The following is a 25,922-nucleotide window of genomic DNA, read 5'->3' as shown; positions in this document are numbered from 1 at the left end:
GTAATGCGGACAACAACATATTAAATAAAAATTGCATGATGCAAAAAATAAAGCGCAGTGATGCGCTTTCCATGGAGTGAAAGAAATGCAAATGAATGCCACTCAATCACAAGACCGCGAACGGTTCGTAAAATTAGGGCAACACGATATTCATTATCACTATAAAGATCAAACGCTCTATATCAGCCCAAAAGAGCAATTAAAACCGTATCCACAAAAACTGACAGATCGGTTAATTCATTTTGCACAAACCAAACCCGAACATATTTTTGCAGCAAAACGCAATGCTCAAGGCGAATGGGTCAAACTGAGTTATGCAGAAGTTCTACAACGCGCATGGCACATTGCTCAGGCATTACATGACCGTAATTTAAGCCAAGAACGACCACTCGTTATTTTAAGTGGTAATGATCTTGAGCATTTAACACTCTCTATGGGTGCTATGCTGGCAGGTGTACCTTTCTCGGCTATTTCCCCTGCCTACTCTCTTATTTCTCAAGACTTCGGCAAACTCAAACATGTGTTTGAAGTGCTCACACCAGGTATGGTTTATGCCAGCGATGGACAAGCCTTTGCCAAAGCCATTCAGGCATGTATTACATCCGATATTGAAGTGATCACAAATAAAGGGATTGTAGGCGATCAGATCTGCACGTCTTTTCAATCGCTGTTAGATACACCAGTTTCAAATGTTCAAGAATTTTATCAAACCCTTGATGAAAACCAGATTGCTAAATTTCTGTTTACATCAGGTTCAACTAAATTACCTAAGGCTGTACCGACCACACATTTAATGTTGTGTGTTAATCAGCAAATGTTATTGCAGACTTTCCCTGAGTTTGAAGAAACACCGCCTGTCCTACTCGACTGGCTGTCTTGGCACCACACGTTTGGTGGTAGTCACAATGTCGGCATCGCACTCTATAACGGCGGTACCATTTACGTTGATGATGGCAAACCCGTTGCAGGAAAATTTGACGAAACCATTCGTAATCTCAAAGAAATTTCTCCAACAGTTTATTTAAATGTGCCAAAAGGTTGGGAAGAACTCACCGAAGCTTTAGAAAAAGATGAAGAATTAAGAGACCGCTTTTTTGCCAAAGTTAAAATTTTATTCTTTGCCGGTGCTGCACTTTCAGAAGCGGGCTGGAACAGACTCGATAAAATTGCTCAGCAACATTGCGGAGAAAAAATTCGCATAATGAGTGGATTGGGCATGACCGAAACAGCACCCTCTTGCGCTTTTACAACTGGCCCACGCGTGATGGCAGGTTTTATTGGTTACCCTGCTCCGGGATGTGAAATCAAGCTAGTGCCATGTGGTGACAAACTTGAGTTTTGCGTTCGTGGCAAACACGTCATGAAAGGCTATTGGCGCTTAAAGGCGGACCAGCAAAGTACTATTTTTGATGATGAAGGCTTTTTCCATACAGGCGATGCCGTTCGTTTAGTCGATATCAATGATCCGACTAAAGGCCTAATGTATGACGGACGAATTGCCGAAGACTTTAAACTCAATACGGGTACTTTTGTGAATGTCGGCACACTACGCAACAAGGTACTGATTCAAGGTAATTTACTGATTCAGGATGTTTGTATTACTGGTTCAAATCTAAATGCTATTGGCTTTCTGATTTTTCCAAAATTAGAAGCATGTGCTCAATATGCAGGTCTTAAGCTGGGCGAACATTCTGCAGCAGAGATACTGCAACACCCTAAAGTCCAACAATGGTTCCGCCAATTTTTAACGACCTTTAATAAAGATGCGACTGGCAGCTCAAATACAGTCTCAATGCTTTATTTAATGACTGAACCACCTCAACTCGATGCAGGCGAAGTGACCGATAAAGGCAACCTCAATCAAAGCAGTATTACGAAACGTCGTGCCGCTTTAATTGATGAGCTTTATCAAAAGCAGACTGATAACCCACTGATTATTCGGGTGCCCACCTTAAAACAATAAGCAATTGAAATAAAAAAGGAAGCTCAAACTTCGATTTGGGCCTTAGCCTCACTTTTGCCAAAAAAGGTTCAACATGCCACACGATACAGAATTTGAACTATTTCGGGACAGCTATCGCAGGTTCTTAAAAGAACAGGTTGCTCCATACTACGAACAATGGGAACACGATGGTCTTATCCCACGTGATCTATGGCTTCGTCTTGGGGAAAATGGTTTTTTGTGTGTTGATGTGCCTGAGGAATATGGCGGCTATGGCGCTCCTGTTCATTACTCCCTCATGCTGGTTCAAGAAACTGCTCAAGCGGGCTTTGCGTCTTTAGCTGTTGCCATTGGTGGGCAAAATGAGTTGGTCTCTCCTTATCTACAAAATATCGGATCCGAAGAGCAAAAACGTTATTGGTTACCGAAAATGGTGACAGGTGAAGTCGTCACTGCAATTGCCATGACAGAGGCCAATGCGGGTTCAGACTTACAGGCTATACGCACTCAAGCCATTTTAGAAAATGGCCAATATCGTGTGAATGGTTCAAAAACGTTTATCTCAAATGGCTTGCATGCCGACCTGATCGTTCTGGTAGCAAAAACTGATCCTCAAGCCAAAGCAAAAGGTATTTCGATTTTTTTAGTTGATGCAGCTTTAGACGGTGTTAAAAAAGGCCGCTCTTTACAAAAAATCGGGCTGCATGCCCAAGATACAGCCGAACTATTTTTTGATGATGTTTGTGTGCCTGTAACTCAGCGTTTGGGGGAAGAAGGACAAGGCTTTGCTTATTTAATGCAAGAGTTACCTCGCGAACGTTTGAGTATTTCCATGATGGCTTTGGGGTCAATTTTAGGCGCTATCGAACTGACCAAAGACTATGTATTAGAGCGTAAAGCTTTCGGGCAACCTTTAAGCCACATGCAAAACACACGCTTCGTGCTCGCAAACGCGCAAATCAAAGCCAAAGCCGCCCAAGCTTTTGTAGACCAATGTGCGGCGCTGTATCAACAACACCAGTTAAGCGTGACTCAAGTTGCCGCACTGAAATGCTTTATTACCGATGTCCAATGTGAAGTGATTGACCAATTACTTCAGCTTTTTGGTGGCTACGGTTACATGCAGGAATACCCGATTTCACGCTTTTTTGTGGATGCGCGGGTACAAAAAATTTATGGGGGAACCAATGAAATTATGAAAGAAATCGTCGCCCGAGAACTGCTCGGAAAATAATTCGATTTAAAAACCAAACAAAGCAGACACAACAACTATGCCTTGTTGAAAACAAAAAATGATATTTCAGGAAGAAATGCTATGTCGAAATTATGGATGTACTCTACCCTTATGCTCTCAGGTTCAGTGTGGGCTGGCAGTTTTATTGATAATAGTTCAGTAGAACTCACCACACGTAATTTCTATTTTGACCGCGACTACCAAGAGCAATCTGCTTACCCTGCTGCCAAGGACTGGACACAAGGTTTTATTCTTAAAGCCAATTCAGGTTATACCGAAGGGACTGTCGGTTTTGGGCTGGATGTGCTTGCAACGGCAGGTTTTAAACTTGATGCCGATGCAGAGCATGGAGGTACAGGTAACTTACCTAGAGACACGCGCACCAATGAGCCTGCCGACTCTTATGGCGAAATTGGGGTCACAGCAAAAGCGAAAATGAGTCAGACTGAACTACGCATTGGTACCCTAATGCCAATGAATCCTGTTTTAGTGGCTTCACCTGCTCGTTTGCTTCCTCAAACTTATCGAGGAATTTCACTAACCAGTAAAGATATTAAAGATTTTGATTTACAGGCAGCCTACCTCGATAAAGTGAATCATCGTGATTCGACCAACTATGAAAAAATTAAAATTTCTGGGGTGAATGGACGATTTAAAAGTGCCGAAACTGATGGACTCTATTATTTAGGTGGAAACTATCAGTTTAATCCTGCACTCAAACTCACCGCTTTCTACATGGATGTTGATGATCTTTATAACCAAACCATGGTCGGCGCACTACACCAACACAAAATTAATGACACCACTAATTTTAGCTCTCAATTACGTTACTACCGCAGCCGAGATGACGGACAAGCAAAAGCAGGCTTAGTCGATAATGACCTTTATCATGCGCATTTCGAACTTAAACATCAAAACCATAAATTTATTTTTGGAACCTTCCAACATCACGGCGACACCGCGTTCCCGTATTTAACGGGAGGTGAAACGGGTCTACTCATTGATACATGGCCAGGTGAGTTTTTAAACCCAAAAGAAAAAGCCTATAGCTTCCGTTATGAATATGACTTTAAAGATTATGTACCGGGTTTACGGTTTATGACTCGTTACACCACAGGTCACAATATTTATGCACCTAACTTAGGTGGGACCAATTTAAAAGAACGCGAAACAGACTTTGATTTAGGCTACACCGTTCAAAGTGGCTGGTTAAAAAATCTAGGGCTACGCGCGCGCTATGCCATTTATGACAACAACATGCTCTCTACAGCCAATATCAAACCTGTAAACGAAACCCGTATCAACATCGACTACACATGGAAATTTAAATAATTCAAAACCAGAGGTTCTATCACACATAGAACCTCTTTTTATTTCGGGAAATTCATCATGAAGAAAGTTGTAACACTACTCTGCGGAATTTGTCTCTTTAGCCTGACTCATGCCGAAACGCAATATAACCCACCACCTATTCAGCTTGAGCCTTTAGCAAAATTTAGTGTTGATCTAAATGCGCCTGTTTGGGAGTTAGGCACCACCAGTGATGCAGGTAAACGCCGAGTTATTCCTATTACAGGCGGGACATTTGAAGGTAAATCCCTTAAGGGCCGCATTTTAAATAATGGCGCAGATTGGCAAATTGTCGACAGTAAAGGACTGGCCATTATTGATACGCGATATTTGTTAGAAACCGATGATGGTGCGCTTATTTACCTTCAAACCAAAGGTTACCGCCATGGCTCGGCAGAGACGCTAAAACAGCTTGCCCAAGGCAAAGATGTCGACCCGAAAAACTACTATTTCAAAATTACCATGCAGTTTGAAACCAGCTCACCTAAATACTCATGGCTTAACCAGACCGTTGCGGTAGGCAGTGCAATGCGCTTGGGTAAAGCAGTTATTTATGATGCCTATACCCTGAAATAATAATTTTTATAACACCTACAAAAAGGATGGAGCCTTCATTATGGATCAAAAAACTTTAGAACACTTACCGCCCATCCATCAGCATTTGGGTGGACATAATATCCATTGGAATGACCAAAACACTGAACTCACCATCCACTACACGGCGCTAGAAAGCTTTACCAATCCACGCGGCACCGTTGAAGGCGGCATGATCTGCGCCATGCTTGACGATGTGATGGGACTTTTTGCATATCTCGCTAATGACCGTAAACCCGCTACCACCATCAACTTAACGATGGATTTTTTAAGACCCTGTGCTGTGGGCGAAGTCATTACAAAATGCCGATTCATTAAACAAGGCAAAACTGTACTAAATCTCGAAAGTGAAGCTTGGCAAAACAACAAAATGATTGCACGAAGCACAGCTAATTTTTTGGTTTTAGATTAATTGCAAACATTCATTCAATAAGGATATGAATAAATGAATTACACCAACAATAAACGAATTTTGACCCGCTCCGCTTTGGTGCTTGCCATGCTTAGTTCTTTGGCAGGCTGTGGAAGTGATAATGATGACACAACGGTTCCGTCAACAACCAAACCACCGCAGTTATCTCCTGCTGTTGGCGTAAAAATGACAGGAAGCTGTTCAGACTTACTCGGATTTCAGTACAACAATACCGTTATTAGCTCAGCTACCCTTCAAGAAGCAGGTACATTGACTGTCGCCAACAAACCGATTGGTGCACATTGTTTGGTCAAAGGTTATATGGATCAACGGGTAAGCCCTGTCGATGGACAAACTTATCAAATTGGTTTTGAAATGCGCTTACCAATAGACTGGAACGGCCGTTTCCTCTATCAAGGTAATGGCGGAACCGATGGTAATTTAGTGCCTGCAACAGGTCAGGTCGGCAGCGGTGGTCCACTGACCAATGCTTTACATGATGGTTTTGCGGTTATTTCCTCCGACGCCGGACATAATGCTTCACAAAATCCAATGTTCGGTTTAGACCCTCAAGCTAGAATTAACTACGGCTACGGTGCGATTACCAAACTCACGCCTATGGCAAAAAATCTAATTAAAGCCGCATATGGTAAATTGCCAGACCGCTCCTATGCAGGCGGTACATCTAACGGTGGGCGTCATGCCATGATTGCTGCAACTCGTTTGGGTAACCAATATGATGGAATTTTAGCAAGTACACCGGGTTTTCATTTACCTCGTGCAGCCGCGGCTCAGCTCTACACAGCGCAGCAGCTTCGTCGTGTAGCAACAGATGAAAATGACCTAAGTACCGCACTTACTCTTTCAGAGCGTAAAGTATTAGCAAAAGCGATTTTAGATCGATGCGATGCTTTAGACGGTGTTACAGATGGACTGGTTCAAGACGTCGAGGCTTGCCGTACAGCTTTTGATATTCATAAGCATGTACCCGTTTGCTCAAGCACAAGAGACGGTACTTGTTTAAGCCCCGAACAAATTGATGTATTAGCCAACATTTACCGTGGTCCTGTAAATTCGGCTAGACAAGCCCTCTATGCAACCCAGCCTTTCGACCCCGGTTTAGTCGGCAGTAACTGGGCAAGCTGGAAATTTGAATCTTCGGTGGGAACAGCACGTGACCCCGTTGCAGTCGGCATTCTTTTTCAGGTTCCACCAGACCCAACTGTGACTCAAAACTCTAGACAATTTGCCTTTAATTTTAACTTCGATACCGACTATCCAAAACTATCAGCAACCAATGATGTTTATACCGAAAGTTCCATGTCATTCATGATGCCACCTGATGAATTGAATTTGGATAAACTCCGTAATCACGGTGGAAAAATGATTGTGGTACAAGGCACAGCAGACGGTGTTTTCTCTGTAGATGACACCCAAAATTGGTACGATCAACTGCTACAACACTATAAAAATGATGCAAAAGGTACAGCACCTGAATTTGCACGTTTCTTTAGAGTTCCGGGCATGAACCATACCCGTGATGGCATTGCGACCGACCAATTTGATGCATTGACTGCTTTAGTCAACTGGGTGGAATACGGGCAAGCACCTGACAAAATCATTGCAACTGCACGCGGTGCAGGTAACCCGAGTGGTCAAGTGAATACTGAACTTCCTCAAGACTGGGCGCCTGACCGTACTCGTCCACTTTGCCCTTACCCACTGATTGCTCGTTACAATGGTCAAGGTGATAGCGAAAAAGCTGAAAACTTTAGCTGTAAATAACACCGTATAAAATTAAAAGAGAGCTTAAATAAGCTCTCTTTTTTATCTTGATCTTAGCTCAAGCTTTACTGCTTAAACTTTTTAATACTTTTAGACAAATGAGCTCGCATCATTTGTCGGGCCAATAAACCGTCCTGATCCACAATTGCGTTATAAATATTGACATGATCATGGTGAACCGCTTTTAAATATTCTTCGCGATTTTCAGGACTTTGCTCAATAGATTTAACACGTGCACGTGGAATAATTTTTTCACCCAGATACTTTAAAAAATCAACGAAATATTGGTTTTCAGAAGCTTCAGCAATGGCAATATGGAAATCATAGTCAGCTTTTACCGTACCATCATTTGCATCTGAAGAAATATGTCGTTCAAAGTCTTCAAGCGCAGCTTTCATTTTATCGATGTGGATTTGCTTACGGCGCTCAGATGCTAAAAAGACAGCTTCAGACTCAAGGCTAATCCGAAGCTCAAGCAAGGAAATAATGTCATTAATGGTTTCTAAACTGGCATTAGACAACAGAAAGTTTTGCTCAACAGTCTGCTCTTTTACAAAAGTACCAATTCCGTGACGAGTCTCGACGAATCCTAATGAACGCAACTCAGTAATTGCCTCGCGAATGACAGAACGGCTTACTTCAAAAGTTTCAATTAATTCAAGTTCGGTCGGGATTTTTTCTCCAACTTTAAATTCTCCAGACTGAATTTTTTCGATCAGTTGTTCTACAATAATCTGGCTTAGTTTTTTTGTTGATCTAGGTTTAATTGCGCTAGACATAATCTGAAGAACTCATGAAATGTTGAAAAAAATTATAAAATTCATTTTACTATAAACTTAGCCGATAGTCATATTCGGTTTTTAGACCCTTAAGTTATTAAAAATAAAATATTTTCTCTCACTTATTAAACCACCACTCATATTTAAAAAGTAAGCAATTTGTGCTTATTTAAATATTTAACAATTCTTTGAATAAGTTAAAAAATATGCAGCTCAATACTCTTGATTAAGCTGCACCATTTTTAAATTTGGGCCTGACTTAACTGCCCATTGACCAGACGAGTAATCTGTAGTGGATTACTGTCTTTTAATGCATCGGGTAATAATAATTGTGGCGTATTTTGGAAGCATACCGGGCGTAAGAAGCGCTCAATTGCTCCCGTACCCACCGAAGTGCCACGGGCATCACTGGTTGCAGGGAAAGGACCACCATGTACCATAGCATCCGATACCTCTACCCCTGTCGGGAAACCGTTAAACAATATCCGGCCAACTTTACGGGTTAACAAATCAAGAAGCTCGCCTGCCTTAGACAATTCATTTTCATCACCAATAATGGTTGCTGTAAGCTGTCCACCTAAAGCCTCGATCCCTTTTAACAAAGTCGCTTCATCTTCTACGCCAATCACAATCGACATTGGCCCGAAAACTTCATGTTGTAGTTTTGGGTTGCCTGACAATAAAACAGATTGGTCCGCTTTAAATAGATGTGCTTTTGCTTGAGAAACCAACTCAGGTTCCTGACCCGATGCAATGACCTCAAAACCAGCTTCATTTATTAATGCATCAATACCAGTTCGATAGCTTTTTAAAGTACCTTCATTCAACATAACCTGAGGCACAGCTTTTTGCGTGCTTTCAGCTAAAGCTGCTACGAAACTGTCAAATTCAGGACCTTGTACGCCTAAAATTAACCCCGGTTTTGTACAGAACTGGCCGCATCCCATATTAAATGAGGCAACCGTATCCTGAGCGATTTGTTCACCACGAGAACTCAGCGCTTGAGATAAAACCACTACAGGGTTCACACTCGACATTTCAGCAAAAAATGGAATCGGCTGAGGACGGCTCTGCGCAAGGTTATAAAGCGCCATTCCGCCTTCAAGAGAACCTGTAAAACCAGCTGCCTGAATGAGTGGATGTTCTACCAAGTTTGCACCAATACGGCCACCAAAAATCATATTGAATGTGCCTTTAGGCATACCGCAAACTTCAATTGCTTTTTCAATGGCTTCTGCAACAAGCTCAGCAGTCGCCATATGGCCAGAGTGTGCTTTAAAGACAACCGGACATCCTGCTGCTAAAGCAGCTACGGTATCACCGCCTGCAGTTGAAAATGCGAGTGGGAAATTACTCGCGCCAAACACAGCAACCGGTCCTACCCCAACTTTATATTGACGCAAATCGACACGCGGCAAGGGCTTACGTTCTGGTAATGCCACATCAATACGAGCACCATAAAAATCGCCACGGCGTAAAAGTTCAGCAAACAGTCGAAGCTGACCAGTAACACGGCCTGTCTCTCCTTGAAGACGAGCAAGTGGTAAGCCTGTTTCAAGTGAAGCGACTTCTTGCAGGTTCGCACCTAATGCTTCAATTTGGCGAGCAATTTCCTCAAGAAAAGAGGCACGTTGCTCTTGAGAAGTTTGGCTATAAACTAAAAAAGCGTTATGCGCAGCTTGAGCAGCTTGATCCACTTCTTCAAGGGTCGCCTGACTAAATACATAACCTGTTGGCTGATAGTCTTTTGCACCTATACTTTCTAAAGCTGGCGCATTTACAGCAACGCGTTGACCATTAATAAACTGCCGACCGTTATTTTTACTCATTTTAAAGCTCCAATACCTAAACAGTTAGAATTATTGCGGACCAAGTGTCGCAATGAGAGCAGCCAAATCTTCATAGTCTGCTTGAGTTAAATCACTTAATGGTGGACGCACAGGACCTGCATCATGCCCAACAATTTTGGCACCTGCTTTAATCATGCTTACCGCATAACCTGATTTACGGTCGCGAATTTTAATCAGTGGCAAGAAGAAATCTTTAATCAAACGATTGGTTGTTTCAAAGTCATCACTGCGAAGCGCGTTATAAAACTCCATAGCAGTCTTTGGAATAAAGTTAAATACAGCTGACGAGTAAACTGGGCAACCTAAGGCTTTATATGGCGCTGCAAAAACTTCTGCTGTCGGCAAGCCACCTAAATATGACAAACGATCACCCATAGTTTGAGTCACTGCCGTCATCATATCAATTTGGCCAGAGCTGTCTTTAAAACCGATTAAGTTCGGGCACATCTCAGTTAACTTTTGGATCGAATCGAGATTTAATCTTGATACGCTACGGTTATAAAAAATTACGCCAAAGTCTACTGAATTACATACTTGCTTAACGTGTTCAATTAAACCCTCTTGGCTTGCTTCAGTTAAGTAATGCGGCATTAACAAAATACCGTGTGCCCCTAAACGTTCCGCTTCTTTTGCCTGTTCAATCGCCTGACGTGTCGGACCACCTGCCCCAGCAATAATCGGTACACTGCCTTTGCATGTATCTACCGCAGTTTTAATTACTTCAGAATATTCATTGCCAGTTAATGAGAAAAATTCACCTGTACCACCTGCAGCAAATAAAGCACTTGCGCCGTATGGAGCTAACCACTCAAGACGTTTTGCATAAGAAGACTTATTAAAATCTCCGTTTTGATCGAAATCTGTTACGGGGAAAGACAGTAAACCATCAGAAATAATGTTTTTTAACTCAAGAGCATCCATTTGCAAGTTTCCATACGTGTTTATGTTGTCAGACATCTTACATCATCAATCTAATTTCTTTCAATATCTTTTTTCTTTTTAAAATTAATTTTTTTATAGCAATAAAAAAGCTGCCCCAAAGGACAGCTATCAATTCAATATTTAAATACGAATCGAGTCAGATTAACGAACCAAACATGGCTTTTTATTATTAAAAGTCCAATTAGGAATCAGAAATTGCATCGCATCCGCATCATTACGAGCTCCTAAACCTTTTAACTTATAAAGTTCATGGGCTCGATTAATTCGATCCCAATCAAGTTCGACGCCAAGTCCCGGTGCTGTTGGTACCTGAATTTTACCGTCTTTAATTTCAAGCGGTGCTTTAGTCAGTTGATCTGTACCTTCTTGCCAAATCCAGTGCGTATCAATTGCAGTCACATTACCCACGGCAGCCGCTGCAACATGGGTAAACATGGCAAGGGAAATATCAAAGTGATTATTTGAATGCGATCCCCACGTTAAGTTATACATTTTACATAACTGAGAAACACGCACCGAACCTTCCAATGTCCAGAAATGCGGGTCAGCTAAAGGAATATCAACAGCTTGCAATTGAATACTATGCGACATTTCCCGCCAGTCGGTCGCAACCATATTCGTAGCGGTCGGTAACCCCGTTGCTCGCTTAAACTCAGCCATAATTTCACGGCTTGAATAACCTTGCTCTGCACCACACGGGTCTTCTGCATAGGCCAGCACACCTTTTAAATGTTTACCTAAAGCAATTGCTTCATCTAAAAACCACGCACCATTTGGATCAAGCGTTACACGTGCATCCGGGAAACGGCGCGCGATAGCTGTAACAGCTTCGGCTTCTTGTTCACCCTGTAACACGCCACCTTTTAACTTAAAGTCTTTAAACCCATAACGGTCATAAGATGCTTCTGCTAAACGCTGCACAGCCTCAGGTGTTAACGCTTTTTCATGACGGACTTTATACCATTCATGCTGCTGAGTAGATGTTGCGTAGTCTAATGAAGTCTGTTTTCGGTCACCAATAAAGAATAAATACCCTAATACTTCAACTTCACTACGTTGTTGCCCTTCACCAAGTAAACTTGCAACATTTACATTTAAATGCTTACCAAGCAAATCAAGTAATGCTGACTCATAAGCCGTTACAACGTGAATGGTTGTACGCAAATCAAAGGTTTGGTTTCCTCGACCACCACTGTCACGATCAGCAAAAGTTTGCTGAATTTTTTTAAGTAGATTTTTATATTCACCAATCGGCTGCCCTTCTACCAAGGCTTTAGCATCATTTAATGTCGCTAAAATTTTCTCTCCGCCTGGAATTTCACCTACACCAATATTTCCAGAGTTATCTTCAATGATGAGTATATTACGAGTGAAATAAGGTCCATGGGCACCACTCAAATTGAGCAGCATACTATCATGCCCAGCAACAGGGATTGCTCGAATGGATTTAACAATAGGTGTAGAGGTCGCCATTAAAATACTCCTTGGCATACTGATACTATTTTTTCATCACCAAAACTTATAAGACATCAGACAACTTGTCAATATAAACTCGCACAAAAATTATTTTTCGAGCCTACTTGCCAAAATAATATTTTTAATCATATGATGTCATACATCTAAAGGCGCGGTTTTAGAATTAGGACTATAGAGTAGATACAACATTCCGTTTTCTCATCTATTCTATCGATGAATTTGACATGACGTCACCTATTTCACGGATATGCAAATAGGTCGATTATTAAAAAGAGTTTGTATATGGATAATCTGCAAACAAATATTGCTGTAGTGACTCAGCAAAGAGCCAAGCATACAAAAACTCGCTATTACATTCTTGCGATGATTTTTTTGGTCACGGCTTTTAATTACGGTGATCGTGCAACTCTCTCAATGGCAGCAACGCCAATGTCTCATGAACTGGGAATTGACTCAGTCACTATGGGATATATTTTCTCGGCCTTTGCATGGGCCTATGTGATTGGTCAAATTCCAGGTGGCTGGCTACTCGATAAGTTTGGTGCTCGCCGTGTATATTTCTGGAGCCTGTTTTTATGGTCTTTGTTCACTGTTTTAATCGGTTTTACCGACATTTTAGGTGATACTGCAACCATCATTACTTCACTCTTTATACTCAGATTTTTAGTCGGTCTGTCTGAGTCGCCTGCTTTTCCGGGTAACAGTAAAATTGCTGCTGCATGGTTTCCAACCAAAGAACGTGGAACTGCCGCTGCCATTTTTAACTCATCCTCTTATTTCTCGACCGTACTTTTCGCTCCCCTCATGGGCTGGCTTGTTGCAACCGTCCACTGGCAGTCTATTTTCTGGGTCATGGGTGGTCTTGGAATCATTCTTTCCTTTATCTGGCTCAAGGTCATTTATAGCCCGACCAATCATCCAACAGTAAATCCTGAAGAAGTAAAATACATTGCTTCAGAAGGTGCTTTACTCGATATGGGCGAAAACAGCCAAAACGCTAAAAAAGAGAAAATTACTTGGAGTAAAGTTAAACAACTTCTTGCTTCACGTATGATGCTCGGTATTTTTATTGGCCAATATTGTGTAAATACACTGACCTATTTTTTCTTGACTTGGTTCCCTGTTTACCTTGTCAAAGAAAGACATCTCAGCATTTTAGAAGCGGGTTTTGCGGCGGTTGCACCAGCACTCTGTGGCTTTGTAGGCGGAATTTTAGGTGGCTTAATTTCAGATAAGTTAATTCGAATGAATTACAGCTTAAGCTTTTCGAGAAAGCTTCCTATCGTAGTTGGCTTCCTGGTTTCAACCTCAATTATTTTATGTAATTACGTAGATTCTCAAGCAGCAATTGTATTCTTTATGTCCTTATCATTCTTCGGTAAAGGAATCGGCTCTTTAGGTTGGGCAGTGATGTCTGATGTTGCACCAAAAGAAATGGTGGGCTTATCAGGTGGAATGATGAATGCATTTGGTAATACGGCAGGAATCGTAACCCCAATTGTGATCGGCTATATCTTGGCAAGTACAGGCTCTTTCAACCTTGCATTAACTTATGTCGGTGTACATGCCATCGCAGCTGTCATTTGCTATACCGTTATTGTCGGCAAAATTCAGCGCTTCGAGTTAAAACCTACTTCTTAAACCTTTACACCATAACGCTTAAACACATTAAGCGTTATGGTCTCTCTTCAAATGTATACAAGGAACGATCATGCTGAAGCCTCTCCTAATAAGAATCAGTCCTCTCGATAATGTAGCCATTGTGGTCAATGACGGTGGCTTACCATCCTCTACATATATTGAAGAATACCAACTCACCTTGGTTGATGAAGTACCACAAGGACATAAGGTTTTATTGGAGCCGTTAAAGCAAGGTGAAGCAATTGTTCGTTATGGCGAAATCATTGGCTATGCCAACAAAGATTTACCCGCAGGTTCTTGGGTAAATGAAGCCGTTACCCAAATGCCAGAGGCACCTGAGCTAGATACTCTTGAGTTAGCAACTCGCCCCGACCCCAAGCTTCCTCCACTGACCGGATATACATTTAAAGGTTATAAAAATAAGGATGGCAGCGTCGGCACAAAAAATATTTTAGGTATTACGACCAGTGTTAACTGTGTAGAGGGTATTGTCGATTATGTCGTTAAAATTATTGAACGTGATTTACTTCCAAAATATCCAAATGTAGATGGTGTAGTTGGATTAAACCATTTATATGGTTGTGGTGTGGCAATCGATGCACCCGCTGCAATTGTTCCTATTCGTACCATACATAACCTTGCACTCAATCCTAATTTTGGTGGAGAAATTATGGTGGTGAGTCTGGGCTGCGAAAAAATGCAACCCGAACGACTTTTAAATATTCCTAAAGAAAACAAATATATTCCCCTAGCAAACGAAGATATTATTCAGTTACAAGATGAACGCCACAACGGTTTTGAAAGTATGGTGAACCATATTTTAACCGTGGCAGAACAACACCTTGAAAAGCTTAATCAACGTACTCGAGAAGAAGTTCCAGCCTCTGAATTAGTTGTAGGCATGCAATGTGGTGGGAGTGATGCATTTTCGGGAGTTACCTCTAACCCTGCCGTTGGTTTCGCAGCTGACTTGATTGTGCAATGTGGCGGTACAGTCATGTTCTCTGAAGTTACAGAAGTCCGAGATGGTATTCACCTACTTACTCCACGTGCAGCAAATGAACAAGTTGCCAAAGATCTAATTCGGGAAATGAAATGGTACGATGACTATTTAGCAGCAGGCCAAGTGGACCGAAGTGCCAATACCACACCCGGCAATAAAAAAGGCGGACTGAATAACATTGTAGAAAAAGCGATGGGATCGATCGCCAAATCGGGCCGCTCACCGATTGTAGAAGTTCTCGCACCGGGCCAAAGACCGACTAAAAAGGGTTTAATTTTTGCGGCCACTCCTTCGAGTGACTTTATCTGTGGTACGCAGCAAATGGCATCTGGAATTACGGTCCAAGTCTTTACTACAGGCCGCGGTACACCCTACGGGCTGGCAGCCGTACCTGTCATTAAAATGGCAAGCCGAAATAATATTGCAAACCGTTGGTATGACCTGATTGATATCAGTGCTGGCGATATTGCGATTGGAAAGAAAACTATTGAAGAAGTGGGCTGGGAGCTTTTTGAAATGATTTTACGCGTGGCTAGTGGTGAGCAGCAAACGTGGTCGGACCGTTGGGGTATTCATAACTCACTCGCTGTATTTAACCCTGCACCAGTGACCTAATAAGGTTTAGAAGATGAGGTTATATCACCTCATCTTTCTTATTTCCCCTATTAATTACGACACATTTCACTAAAACTTAACAGCGCTGCTAAAATAACATCGAAAATTAAGAACTGTATTTCTCTATGCAAAATCAGACTGCTTCAAACCTCCCCTCTACACAACTTGGAAAAGCACTGCTTTGTCTTATGACGTCGGCATTATTGTTTTCCATTATGGGAGTGTGCATTCGTTTTGCTTCACAAACGGTAGATAACGCGACCGTCGTATTTTTTAGAAATGCAGTAGGTTTATTTATTTTTATTCCGATGCTCTTTAAACAGGGGCTAGATTTTATTAAAACCGATAAACTCTGGATGCATACTTGGCGAAGCATTGTCGGGCTAGCCGCCATGTATGGTTTTTTCTATGCCATTGCGAACTTAAAACTATCGAACGCCATGGTTTTTAGTTATTCATCTCCTATTTTTATTCCACTCATTGCATGGCTTTTCTTAAAAGAAAAAATTACCAAATCGATGATTTTTGCCGCTGTGATTGGACTCATTGGGGTTTTATTTGTCGCTAAACCCGATCAAGGTCTATTTAACGCACTATCATTTATTGGCTTAGGTGCATGCTTTTTATCAGCAATGGCTTTTGTCACCGTAAGAGCTTTAACCAGTACAGAGCCACCTGAACGTATTGTTTTTTACTTTTGTGTTTTTGGTAGTTTAATTTCCTCTATTCCGATGTTTTGGCATTGGCGTATTTTCACTTGGCATGAATTAGCATTACTCATTGCCGCAGGACTTTTAGCTAATATTAGTCAACTGTTTATGTCTTATGCCTACAGCTTAGCGCCGGCAGGACAAATTGGCCCAATGAATTACATTGCCATTATTTTTGCAGGGATATGGGGATTTGTTTTTTGGCATGAATTACCAGATCTATTCAGTATTATCGGCATATTTATTATTTTATTTGCCATTTTGCTCTGTAATCCATTTTTGCAGAAAAAGTTACTCTCTCGATTTAAATAATAAACAAACCTTAATCTAATTTAGGTACTGTATTCGATACTCATTTGGTGAAATGCCTGTCCAGTGACGATAGGCTTTTCGAAAGTTAGAAGTATCTGAAAAGCCAATTCTCTCAGCAATTTCATCTATGGTTAAAGTTGTCTCTCGCAAATATTCATCAGCAAGACGGCGCCGAGTCTCATCTAACAATTCTTGATAGGTTAAATCAAAACCTGCCAAGCGCCGGTGTAAAGTACGCTTTGAGATATGTAAACGTTCAGCCATTTCTTGAGCTGATGGAAAAAGCCCTGTTCCATCCAATAATATTAAACGAATCGTTTTCACCAACTCAGGCTCTTCAAGTTCAGCAGCGCCTAACATCCGCTCACAAAACGACTTACACATGTCCGCAGTAATCGGATTGGCATTTGGACAAGGTACATCGAGCCATTTTAAATCAAAGTGCCATTGCATTACCCCAGCATTAAACTGAACAGGACAATGAAAAACTTTTTCATATTCTTCTGCATAATCAGGCGCTGGGTATGGTAATAAAAGCTTCTTCGCTTGAAATGGTCCTTCAAGCACTCGTTCAATTAAGGTTTGCATAGAGCTAAACCAAAACTCGCACACTAAAGGTAAAAGCTTACCCAGTGCAATAATGTCCTGCCCTTCAAAAACGGCAACATCATCTCGAATATAAAATGACTTCTTTAAAATAGGTCCTGCAAGCTTAATGTGTCGAATACCAAGCTCGACTGCTTGTCTAAAATTACGTGAAGAATATAGCGCATAGCCATACACTCCAAAATCTGACAATCGCTGCTTTTGTCCCGCTCGTAGACCGATCAAGGGATCATTTGATAGCTTTTGAATATTTTGAAATAGCTGAATTTTTTGGACTTGGGAAATATATAAAGAGGATTGATTCATAGCATCTGGTGAAATATTTGTGCCAGATAAAACATCGGATATTGAATGGCCTTGCGCCCCCATTTCATCAAATAAACTGGTTAAACCCAGCAAATATGTATTGGCACCTAAGGGTGTATTATCATAATTTCCTTCGATAACACTATTTGCATTTTTATAAAGATTTTTAGGCATTTAACTCATACCATCCCTAGAGTGACGTGCATAATGGCACTAAACTACCTCTTGTTGTCTCAATTTAACATCGACCATACGACGCTTCAAGCATAAAGTATGATAAGCAAAAGTATGGAAGGAACAATAATGGAACGCTCCACTTTAAAAGAATATAGCGGCTCTGCCACTGAACATATGGAACTTATTTTTTTCAAACAACGTGCCAATTTTGAGGCAGATCCTTACCCAAGTCTTGAAGCACGCCGCACAAAACTGCATCAACTTAAAAAACAAATTATTCGTTATCAAGATGCTTTAGCTGCCGCGATTAATTCCGATTTTAGTTCTAGATCACTTGATGAATCTAAACTACTAGATTTGCTTGGTTCTGTGTTGGAAGCTGATCATGCGATTCATCATTTACGCCACTGGATGCGTCCAAGTAAACGCCGTACCGAGCTTTTATTTTTATCGAACCGTTTAAGTGTGCAATACCAACCTAAAGGCGTGGTTGGTGTGATTGTTCCTTGGAATTTCCCTGTTTATTTAGCACTTGGCCCACTCATTGCCGCATTAGCTGCAGGCAACCGAGTCATGATTAAACTCCCTGAAATTACACCAAATACCAATGCCATGCTAAGACGCATGCTTGCCGAAGTCTTTAACGAAGATGAAGTAGCCGTGTTTGGTGAAGAAATTACAGACCCAGCAAGATTTACCTCTTTGCCATTTAACCATATTGTATTTACAGGTTCTCCTGCCATTGGCAAAGTCGTCATGCGAGCTGCTGCTGAAAATCTAACACCTGTTACACTTGAGTTAGGTGGCAAATCACCGGCCATTGTGAGCCGTAATTACCCACTTGCCGATGCGGCAAAACGTATTACCCATGGCAAAGCAACTAATAGTGGTCAAATCTGTGTAGCGCCTGACTACGCGTTGGTTCCCAAAGAAAGTATTGATGAATTTGTTGAAGCTGCGAAATCAAGCTTTATAAAAATGTTTGGTCAAAACATTGAAAATAATGAGAATTACACATCCATTGTGAACGACCGCCATTTAAAACGTATTCAAGATATTTTGACCGATGCGCAAGAAAAAGGTGCCCTTATTATTCCTTGCGATACTTATAGCTTTGACCAACAAGGTCGCAGGATGCCTGTACAGATTGTGCTGAATTGCACGCCAGACATGCGGATTATGAAAGAAGAACTCTTTGGCCCTATTTTACCTGTGGTGGCTTATGATTCTTTAGATGATGCGATTACCTATGTGAAATCGGACGAACGACCTTTAGCGCTTTATTGCTTTACACATAGCTCGATAGAACGTGATCGTATTTTACGTGAAACTCATTCGGGTGGTGTGACCATCAATGACTGGGGTTGGCATGTAGTTAACCATGATGCTCCTTTTGGTGGTATCGGCAACTCGGGCATGGGGTCATATCATGGAGAAGAAGGTTTCCGCGAACTTTCACATGCAAAAACTGTTTTTATTCGCCATCGGCTTTTCCCGACTCAGCTTTTCCACCCTCCTTATGGAACATTCTTACAAAAATTAGCGATTCGCTTTTTCTTGAAGAAAGGTGATCCAAATATTAAATAAGGATGATAAAAAAGCCTCGCAATGAGGCTTTTTATTGGGTTTTAAATAATAAGATTTCTAATAAAATCACTAAAATTTATTTAAATATAATCAACCTTTTGTGCTTTTAAAATATCAAGCTGCAACATCTTTTTCTTTTTATATTTATAGGCAACAAATAAACCAATAAACCAGATTGGTGAGCACTCAAGTGCAATTAAAGTATCATGGTCTAAAGCTAAAATTACGATAGTAAACACTAAAAACAACATGGTCATCCAAGCCATAAATAATCCACCCGGCATTTTATATTTTGACTGGATGTGTAGTTCAGGGCTTTTCTTACGATAATAAATATACGAAAGTACAATCAACATGAATGTAAAAATACATAAAATTGAAGTGAGTGCTGAAATAATCGTAAATGCGGTCATAACATTAGGCACAATAAATAAAATAGATGTTCCAACCGTTACGCATGCCATTGAAAATACAAGTCCGCGAATTGGAACTTTTCTTTTTGACAGCTTACTAAAGCTTTTAGGTGCATCATTATCTAACGCTAGACCGTATAACATACGACTGGTTGCAAAGATTCCACTGTTTGCCGAAGATAAAGCCGAAGTCGCAACAACAAAATTGATTAAACCCGCAGCAATTGGTAACCCGACCAAAGTAAACATTTCTACAAATGGACTTTTTTCTGGTGAAACTTTTGCCCAAGATGTGACTGCAATAATACAAACCAACGCGCCCACATAGAATAATAAAATGCGTAAAGGAATAGAGTTAATGGCTTTTGGAAGTGAAGTATGCGGGTCTTTGGTTTCAGCAGCAGTCGTACCGACAAGCTCAATACCCACAAATGCAAAGATGGCAATTTGGAAGCCAGCCAAGAAACCTGTTACACCATAAGGGAACATCGACTCTGTTTCAAACAAATGACTCATTGAGGCCTTAACCCCATTTGGAGAAGTAAATCCGGTACCTATTAAATAAATACCCGCCAGAATAAACAGAATAATTGCGGTAATTTTGATGAGGGAGAACCAAAACTCAAGTTCACCAAAAAGCCGAACAGCCACAAAATTGAGTATGGTTAAGATCGCCAATGAAGTAAATGCCGGAATCCAGACGGGTAAATCTGGATACCAAAACTGCATGTACCCTCCGATCACGATTACATCGGCAATCGCAGTAATAATCCAGTTACACCAGTAGGACCAACCAAGGAAGAACCCTGCCCATGGACCGAGATAAGCCGTTGCAAAATCGGCGAATGTTTTAAAATTGGTATTCGCAAGCAACAATTCACCCATTGCCCGCATTACGAAGAAAAAGAAAAAACCAATAATTAAATAGGTTAAAACAATTGAAGTACCCGAAACACTTAATGTTTTCCCGGAACCCATAAATAATCCAGTACCAATTGCACCACCAATTGCGATCATTTGAATATGACGATTTGTCAATGAGCGCTGCAATTTCTCTTCTTCTTGCTCAGTCATATGTTGACTACCAAGAAGATCTCCTTCCAGGAATTGCTTTCCGTTCTTCTTACTCATGTAATATTTACTCCAATTTATAGCAACCGTCGTAAATGCTTTAATAATAAATAAATTATATGATTATTAATTTAGTCCATTAAATCATGTTAAAAATATTATTAAATCATTTAAAACCTTATAAATTCCTTTTTAAAAGCTATCACCTATAACAATAAAAATTATTCATCATTCCTTTCCTTCATTATTATATTAGCCTGCATTTAAAAATATAATTTTGAAAAATTCTTAAAATATATAAATTAATTACATATTTTATTGAATTATCTTTTATATAATAAAACAGGCTAATTAATCCCAGCTCAGCGAGCAAGATCGTATTTATCCATATACCCCTCTTGCGCTAGCGATAATATAGTATTCCTTCTTAAATTTGGTGAAATGTATAGTATTTCTGCTTAATTAACAGCCATTCGCAAATGTTCTGTTTCTTTAAGTTTGTTCACTATCTGTGGGTTCGAGTCCTGTTTAACATGGACACTTAGCACACGAACTAAAGAGCCATTTTCAACATTTAATTGTTTTGCTTGTGCTTTTGTTATTTGCAATAACTCCTGATAAGGTGTGCCGAATACAAGAATGGCTCGATAATTTTCATAGTTATCGTTGGCCACAATATAGGGTTCATCACCTGAACTAAGAGGAATAGACTCTACAACTTGTACAGTTAAAATCTGGCTTTCTTTAATTGCTCGTAAATTTTCAATATCTGCTTGCAGCGTTGCACCACCATCAAAAATATCTATATAGCCTTTGTAGCGTAGTCCTTCTTCAAGCAAGAGATTGTAGGCTGGTCGAGTATTGGGGTGAACAATTCCAATCGCGGCTTTAGCATCATCAGGCAGCATATCAACATAGAGTGGATGTCTCGGCATCAACTCAGCAATAAAAGCCTTTTGTCCCACCCCACTCAAATAATCGGCTTTGGTAAATTCAATATTAAAAAACTTATGGCCTACCGCATTCCAAAATGGTGACTGCCCATTTGCATCAGAGTATCCACGCATTTCGGCAACAATCGTTTCTTCAAAATATTGGCGAAAGGCAGAGAGAAACAAGAAACGGACTTTAGATAAAAATTTGCCATTTTTATTTAAGCGATAGTCAGGATCTAAAAATAAAGTACAAAGCTCACTACAGTTAGTATGGTCATTACTCAAATACAAAGTAGGTAAAGCGTTATAAACGCTTAACGGTTCTGAAGCGTGAACTTGGGTTCCTACATGGAAATTGTACCAAGGCTCTTTTAAACCAAGGGCGACTTCAATTCCGCAAACCCCGACAACTTTGTTGAGTTTAGTATCTTCTAAAACAAATAAGTAAACCTGATCTGCCTTTGGGAGTTCGCCTGCGACTGTCTTACACGCCCGTTCAATACGTGCAGCCAACTTTTCCATATTTGGCTGCAAAGATGTCAAACCAAAACCCGCTTTTTGAGCCAACAGGTAAAGATCATTAACATCCCTAGGTTCAATGTAGCGAATAATCATCATGCTGCTTGTTCATCCTTTTGAATTTCTACAAAGCGAGCAAGCGCACGTTCAAAGCGTTTTAAACCTTCATCAATATCAGCAAATGGAACGATTAAAGAAGGTGTAAAACGGACTACATTTGGACCAGCAATAAGACTCAGTAAACCTTCTTCGCCCGCAAGGTTATTGATGTCTTTTGCTTTACCAGCAAATTCGGCTTTTAAAGCACAACCAATCAGTAAACCTTCACCGCGAATCATTTCAAAGATTTCATATTTTTCATTTAATTTATTTAAAGCGTTTTTATAGTAGTCATGACGCTCTTTAACCCCATTAAGTACTTCAGGCGTATTAATAAATTCAAATACTGCACCAGCAACCGCACTTGCTAAAGGGTTACCGCCATAAGTCGTACCATGTGTACCCACTGAAAAATGCGGAGCAAACTTATCGGTTGTTAACATTGCGCCGACTGGGAAACCACCACCCAATGCTTTTGCAGTGGTTAATACATCTGGAATAACACCAGAGTTCATGTAGGCATACAGTGCACCTGTACGGCCAACACCCGTTTGCACTTCATCAAAAATAAGTAAGGCACCGAACTCATCACATAGCGCACGCAAACCTTTTAAAAATTCGATCTCAGCAGGAATAACGCCACCTTCACCTTGGATTGGCTCAACAATAACAGCACATGTTTGCTCATTGATCACTGCTTTTGCAGCTTCTAAATCATTAAAGGCAACATGGTTAATGCCATTGGGAAGTGGTGCAAAGTCTTGTGAATATTTAGGTTGGCCACCCGCTGAAACGGTAAATAAAGTACGGCCGTGGAACGCATTGTTAAATGCAACGATACCGCTTTTACCAGCTATACCACTGTCTAGCCCAACTTTACGCGCAAGTTTTAAAGCTGCTTCATTCGCTTCTGCACCTGAGTTACAGAAGAATACCTTATCGGCAAATGTATTTTCAGTGAGTTGTTTTGCAAGGCGTAGAACGGGTTCATTTGTATAACCGTTACCAACATGCCAAAGTTTTTTTGCTTGTTCTGTTAACGCATTGACTGCCACTGGATGCGCATGACCTAATGCATTTACTGCAATCCCGCCTGCAAAATCGATATATTCTTTATTTTCTTGATCCCAGATACGTGAACCTTCACCACGTACCGGAATGAAATTTGCCGGTGCAAATACTGGAACCATCCACTCGTTAAAGTCACCACGAGAAACTGCAAAATTATTCATCTTATCTAGTCCATTAAATTAAATTATTCGGATTAACTGATGACCTTATTATTCAAAATCAAATTGATTCACAAAATTTGTAATTCAGTAAAAAATGAATTATTTTTTACCAATCTGATAATTGACAATTACATTATGGACAATATTGATCAAATTATTTTAGGTTTACTTAAAGATAACGCACGGATGTCCGTAACCGAGTTAGCCGAAAAAGTTCACGTCTCAAGAGCAACGATTAAAAAGAGAATGGAGTATCTTGAATCTTCGGGCATTATTACCGGATATACGGTTCGTTTTAAACCAAATGCGGAACGGAATGTCATCCGTGCATGGATGAGCATTATGGTCGAAGGCACCAAAGCACAGTCTGTGATTAAAGAACTACGCCTAGAAAGTGCGGTTGAATGTCTGCATAAAACTAACGGTAAATGGGATATTCTGGTTGAGCTACGTTCCGACACTTTAGAAAACTTCGATAAAGTATTAGAAAGAATTAGAAATATTTCAGGTATTTATAACAGTGAAACTAGTATTTTACTTGCTAGCCATAAGACCTAATTACTGCGTTCAAACTTAAATTAAACATGGGGTGAGCCAACTATACGGCTGAGCTCATCCATTCCCTTTCATTCAAAAATTTCTCTATCGCCGCTCGTTAAATCTAAAAGCGCCATCCTCATGGTGAACCTATTCTAACAATCCTCAATAAATTTTTAATTTTTTTAAATAATCAAAATCAAAAACTTAAAATCTAATTCGATTTAAATTCCCACTTTTTCATTCACTCCCCTCATCAAAGCATTTGACAGAAAATTTAAAACATAATACATATAGTATTATATGTTATATGTTAAAACCTAAGGACAAGGTATAAAAAATGGCTAAAACTCAACTACAACACTTCATTAACGGCGAATATGTTGCTAGCAAAGGAAATGATTTCTTCGATTTGGTAAGCCCAGTCACTGGTGAAGTCTATGCACAATCGCCGAATGCGACCGAGGCAGAAGTTGATGCAGCTTATGCTGCTGCAAAAGAAGCATTTAAAATTTGGGGACGTAGTACACCTTCGACTCGTCAAAAAGCATTACTTAACTTGGCAGATGCTATTGAAGCAAATGCTGACCGTTTAATTGAAGCGCAAAGCCGCAATACAGGTCAGTTAAAACATTTAATTGCATCTGAAGAAGTAGGTGCATCGGCAGATCAAGTTCGTTTCTTTGCAGGCGCTGCCCGCTTACTCGATGGCACAGCAACTGGCGAATATTTAGAAGGTTTAACTTCTTCTATTCGTCGTGAACCAGTCGGTGTGGTTGGTCAAGTTACGCCTTGGAACTATCCACTCATGATGGCTGTTTGGAAAATTGCTCCAGCTTTAGCCGCAGGTAATACTGTCGTATTAAAACCAAGTGACACCACTCCTGAAAGTACCCTTTTACTTGCAGAAATTGCTGCACCATTTTTTCCGAAAGGTGCATTTAACGTGGTGTTAGGCCAAGCGCAAGTTGGTTCAAAAGTTGTATCACACAAAACCCCTGCTCTTGTTTCGATTACAGGTTCAGTTCGCGCCGGATTACAAGTTGCTGCTTCTGCTGCGGCAAATTTAGCAAAAGCTCATCTTGAACTTGGAGGTAAAGCACCTGTACTGGTTTTTGAAGATGCCGATCTTGATAAAGCCGTTGAAATGATTGCTTTAACAGGCTATTTCAACGCAGGCCAAGACTGTACTGCTGCAACACGTGTAATTGTGGCTGAATCTGTTCATGACGAGTTTTTAGCTAAACTCGTTGAAGCTGCAAAAAATACCCGTTTTGGCGATCCAGATGATCAAGATGCACTTTATGGTCCACTTAACAATGCCAATCAATTAAAGAATGTTAAAGCGTTTATCGACAACTTACCTGCTCACGCCAAAGTTGAAACAGGCGGAAAACAGGCAGACCGCCCAGGTTTCTATTTTGAACCGACTGTTATTAGTGGCCTAAAACAACATGATGAAGCTATTCAAAATGAAATTTTTGGACCAGTGATTACCGTTCAGAAATTTACCGATGAAAATGATGCCATTGAAAAAGCCAACGATGTTGAATATGGCCTAGCTTCAAGTGTTTGGACCAAAGACCATGCTCGTGCAACACGCCTGTCACGTGAACTTGATTTCGGTACAGTTTGGATTAATACCCATATTCCTTTAACCGCGGAAATGCCACACGGCGGCTTCAAAAAGTCAGGATATGGTAAAGATTTATCTGGTTACGGTTTTGAAGAATATACCCGTGTTAAACATGTGATGAGTTCAAACGAATAATAACAATGCGTTTTGAAAGGAGAT

General features: G+C 40.6%; 20 protein-coding genes. 12 read left to right on the top strand and 8 right to left on the bottom strand.

Features of this window, described 5'->3' with window-relative positions; genetic code table 11:
• Positions 1 to 76 precede the first annotated feature (76 nt).
• The 6 genes from EGS71_RS19330 (at position 77) to EGS71_RS19305 (ending at position 7,317) form a co-directional block, all read left to right on the top strand.
• Entirely contained in the window at positions 77 to 1,963 is a 1,887-nt protein-coding gene (locus tag EGS71_RS19330) for a feruloyl-CoA synthase (RefSeq protein WP_171057413.1), read from the top strand.
• 73 nt (positions 1,964 to 2,036) lie between these two features.
• Positions 2,037 to 3,176, top strand: coding sequence for an acyl-CoA dehydrogenase family protein (locus EGS71_RS19325; protein WP_001119792.1), 1,140 nt, complete (start codon positions 2,037 to 2,039; stop codon positions 3,174 to 3,176).
• Positions 3,177 to 3,257: 81 nt separating this feature from the next.
• Positions 3,258 to 4,508, top strand: coding sequence for an OprD family porin (locus EGS71_RS19320; protein WP_000041308.1), 1,251 nt, complete (start codon positions 3,258 to 3,260; stop codon positions 4,506 to 4,508).
• Between the two features lie 57 nt (positions 4,509 to 4,565).
• A complete protein-coding gene (locus EGS71_RS19315; RefSeq protein WP_000758281.1) occupies positions 4,566 to 5,102 on the top strand; it encodes a DUF3237 domain-containing protein in 537 nt (178 codons plus the stop codon).
• Positions 5,103 to 5,142: 40 nt separating this feature from the next.
• Positions 5,143 to 5,532 carry a PaaI family thioesterase gene (locus tag EGS71_RS19310; RefSeq protein WP_000372418.1) on the top strand — a complete coding sequence of 130 codons (390 nt, stop codon included), beginning with the start codon at positions 5,143 to 5,145 and terminating at the stop codon, positions 5,530 to 5,532.
• A 33-nt stretch (positions 5,533 to 5,565) separates the two neighbouring features.
• Positions 5,566 to 7,317 carry a tannase/feruloyl esterase family alpha/beta hydrolase gene (locus tag EGS71_RS19305; protein WP_001110031.1) on the top strand — a complete coding sequence of 584 codons (1,752 nt, stop codon included), beginning with the start codon at positions 5,566 to 5,568 and terminating at the stop codon, positions 7,315 to 7,317.
• Between the two features lie 65 nt (positions 7,318 to 7,382).
• Here the strand turns inward: EGS71_RS19305 and EGS71_RS19300 are convergent, their stop codons facing one another.
• The 4 genes from EGS71_RS19300 to gudD all read right to left on the bottom strand — a co-directional run bounded on the left by EGS71_RS19300 (position 7,383) and on the right by gudD (position 12,361).
• Positions 7,383 to 8,096 carry a FadR/GntR family transcriptional regulator gene (locus EGS71_RS19300; protein WP_000092890.1) on the bottom strand — a complete coding sequence of 238 codons (714 nt, stop codon included), beginning with the start codon at positions 8,094 to 8,096 and terminating at the stop codon, positions 7,383 to 7,385.
• A gap of 242 nt (positions 8,097 to 8,338) precedes the next feature.
• A complete protein-coding gene (locus tag EGS71_RS19295) occupies positions 8,339 to 9,925 on the bottom strand; it encodes an aldehyde dehydrogenase (NADP(+)) (RefSeq protein WP_000042114.1) in 1,587 nt (528 codons plus the stop codon).
• 30 nt (positions 9,926 to 9,955) lie between these two features.
• Positions 9,956 to 10,867, bottom strand: coding sequence for a 5-dehydro-4-deoxyglucarate dehydratase (gene kdgD, locus EGS71_RS19290; RefSeq protein ID WP_000339251.1), 912 nt, complete (start codon positions 10,865 to 10,867; stop codon positions 9,956 to 9,958).
• Between the two features lie 162 nt (positions 10,868 to 11,029).
• Positions 11,030 to 12,361 (bottom strand): glucarate dehydratase, encoded by a 1,332-nt coding sequence (gudD, locus tag EGS71_RS19285; RefSeq protein WP_000235928.1) that lies wholly within the window; start codon positions 12,359 to 12,361, stop codon positions 11,030 to 11,032.
• A 285-nt stretch (positions 12,362 to 12,646) separates the two neighbouring features.
• Between gudD and EGS71_RS19280 the strand changes: the two genes are divergently transcribed.
• The 3 genes from EGS71_RS19280 to EGS71_RS19270 all read left to right on the top strand — a co-directional run bounded on the left by EGS71_RS19280 (position 12,647) and on the right by EGS71_RS19270 (position 16,645).
• Positions 12,647 to 14,005 (top strand): MFS transporter, encoded by a 1,359-nt coding sequence (locus tag EGS71_RS19280; RefSeq protein ID WP_000369462.1) that lies wholly within the window; start codon positions 12,647 to 12,649, stop codon positions 14,003 to 14,005.
• Positions 14,006 to 14,075: 70 nt separating this feature from the next.
• A complete protein-coding gene (gene garD / locus EGS71_RS19275; protein ID WP_000917348.1) occupies positions 14,076 to 15,623 on the top strand; it encodes a galactarate dehydratase in 1,548 nt (515 codons plus the stop codon).
• Positions 15,624 to 15,748: 125 nt separating this feature from the next.
• The gene (locus EGS71_RS19270; protein ID WP_001181015.1) at positions 15,749 to 16,645 is read left to right on the top strand and encodes a DMT family transporter; all 897 of its coding nucleotides are present in this window, start codon (positions 15,749 to 15,751) and stop codon (positions 16,643 to 16,645) included.
• Positions 16,646 to 16,660: 15 nt separating this feature from the next.
• Here the strand turns inward: EGS71_RS19270 and EGS71_RS19265 are convergent, their stop codons facing one another.
• Positions 16,661 to 17,731: an AraC family transcriptional regulator gene (locus EGS71_RS19265; protein WP_001125646.1), complete on the bottom strand. Its 1,071-nt coding sequence runs from the start codon at positions 17,729 to 17,731 to the stop codon at positions 16,661 to 16,663.
• Positions 17,732 to 17,860: 129 nt separating this feature from the next.
• On the opposite strand from EGS71_RS19265, the gene EGS71_RS19260 reads away from it, so the two are divergent.
• Positions 17,861 to 19,321, top strand: a complete 1,461-nt coding sequence (locus EGS71_RS19260) for a coniferyl aldehyde dehydrogenase (RefSeq protein ID WP_000442404.1) — start codon at positions 17,861 to 17,863, stop codon at positions 19,319 to 19,321.
• An 80-nt stretch (positions 19,322 to 19,401) separates the two neighbouring features.
• Here EGS71_RS19260 and EGS71_RS19255 read toward each other — a convergent pair whose 3' ends face one another.
• The 3 genes from EGS71_RS19255 to EGS71_RS19245 all read right to left on the bottom strand — a co-directional run bounded on the left by EGS71_RS19255 (position 19,402) and on the right by EGS71_RS19245 (position 23,590).
• Positions 19,402 to 20,865 (bottom strand): amino acid permease, encoded by a 1,464-nt coding sequence (locus tag EGS71_RS19255; RefSeq protein WP_004736069.1) that lies wholly within the window; start codon positions 20,863 to 20,865, stop codon positions 19,402 to 19,404.
• A 398-nt stretch (positions 20,866 to 21,263) separates the two neighbouring features.
• Positions 21,264 to 22,358, bottom strand: coding sequence for an arginine N-succinyltransferase (astA, locus tag EGS71_RS19250; RefSeq protein ID WP_000972695.1), 1,095 nt, complete (start codon positions 22,356 to 22,358; stop codon positions 21,264 to 21,266).
• Positions 22,355 to 23,590: an aspartate aminotransferase family protein gene (locus EGS71_RS19245; protein ID WP_001058605.1), complete on the bottom strand. Its 1,236-nt coding sequence runs from the start codon at positions 23,588 to 23,590 to the stop codon at positions 22,355 to 22,357. Before EGS71_RS19245 ends, astA begins: the two co-directional genes overlap by 4 nt.
• 135 nt (positions 23,591 to 23,725) lie before the next feature.
• On the opposite strand from EGS71_RS19245, the gene EGS71_RS19240 reads away from it, so the two are divergent.
• Together EGS71_RS19240 and EGS71_RS19235 are read left to right on the top strand one after the other, a co-directional pair.
• Entirely contained in the window at positions 23,726 to 24,148 is a 423-nt protein-coding gene (locus tag EGS71_RS19240; protein ID WP_002001056.1) for an Lrp/AsnC family transcriptional regulator, read from the top strand.
• Positions 24,149 to 24,467: 319 nt separating this feature from the next.
• Positions 24,468 to 25,898: a gamma-aminobutyraldehyde dehydrogenase gene (locus EGS71_RS19235; protein WP_001140774.1), complete on the top strand. Its 1,431-nt coding sequence runs from the start codon at positions 24,468 to 24,470 to the stop codon at positions 25,896 to 25,898.
• Positions 25,899 to 25,922: the final 24 nt, after the last annotated feature.

The organism is Acinetobacter sp. FDAARGOS_559 (assembly GCF_003940475.1).
GTDB classification, from domain to species: domain Bacteria; phylum Pseudomonadota; class Gammaproteobacteria; order Pseudomonadales; family Moraxellaceae; genus Acinetobacter; species Acinetobacter baumannii.
This window is presented reverse-complemented; position numbering and strand designations above follow the sequence as displayed.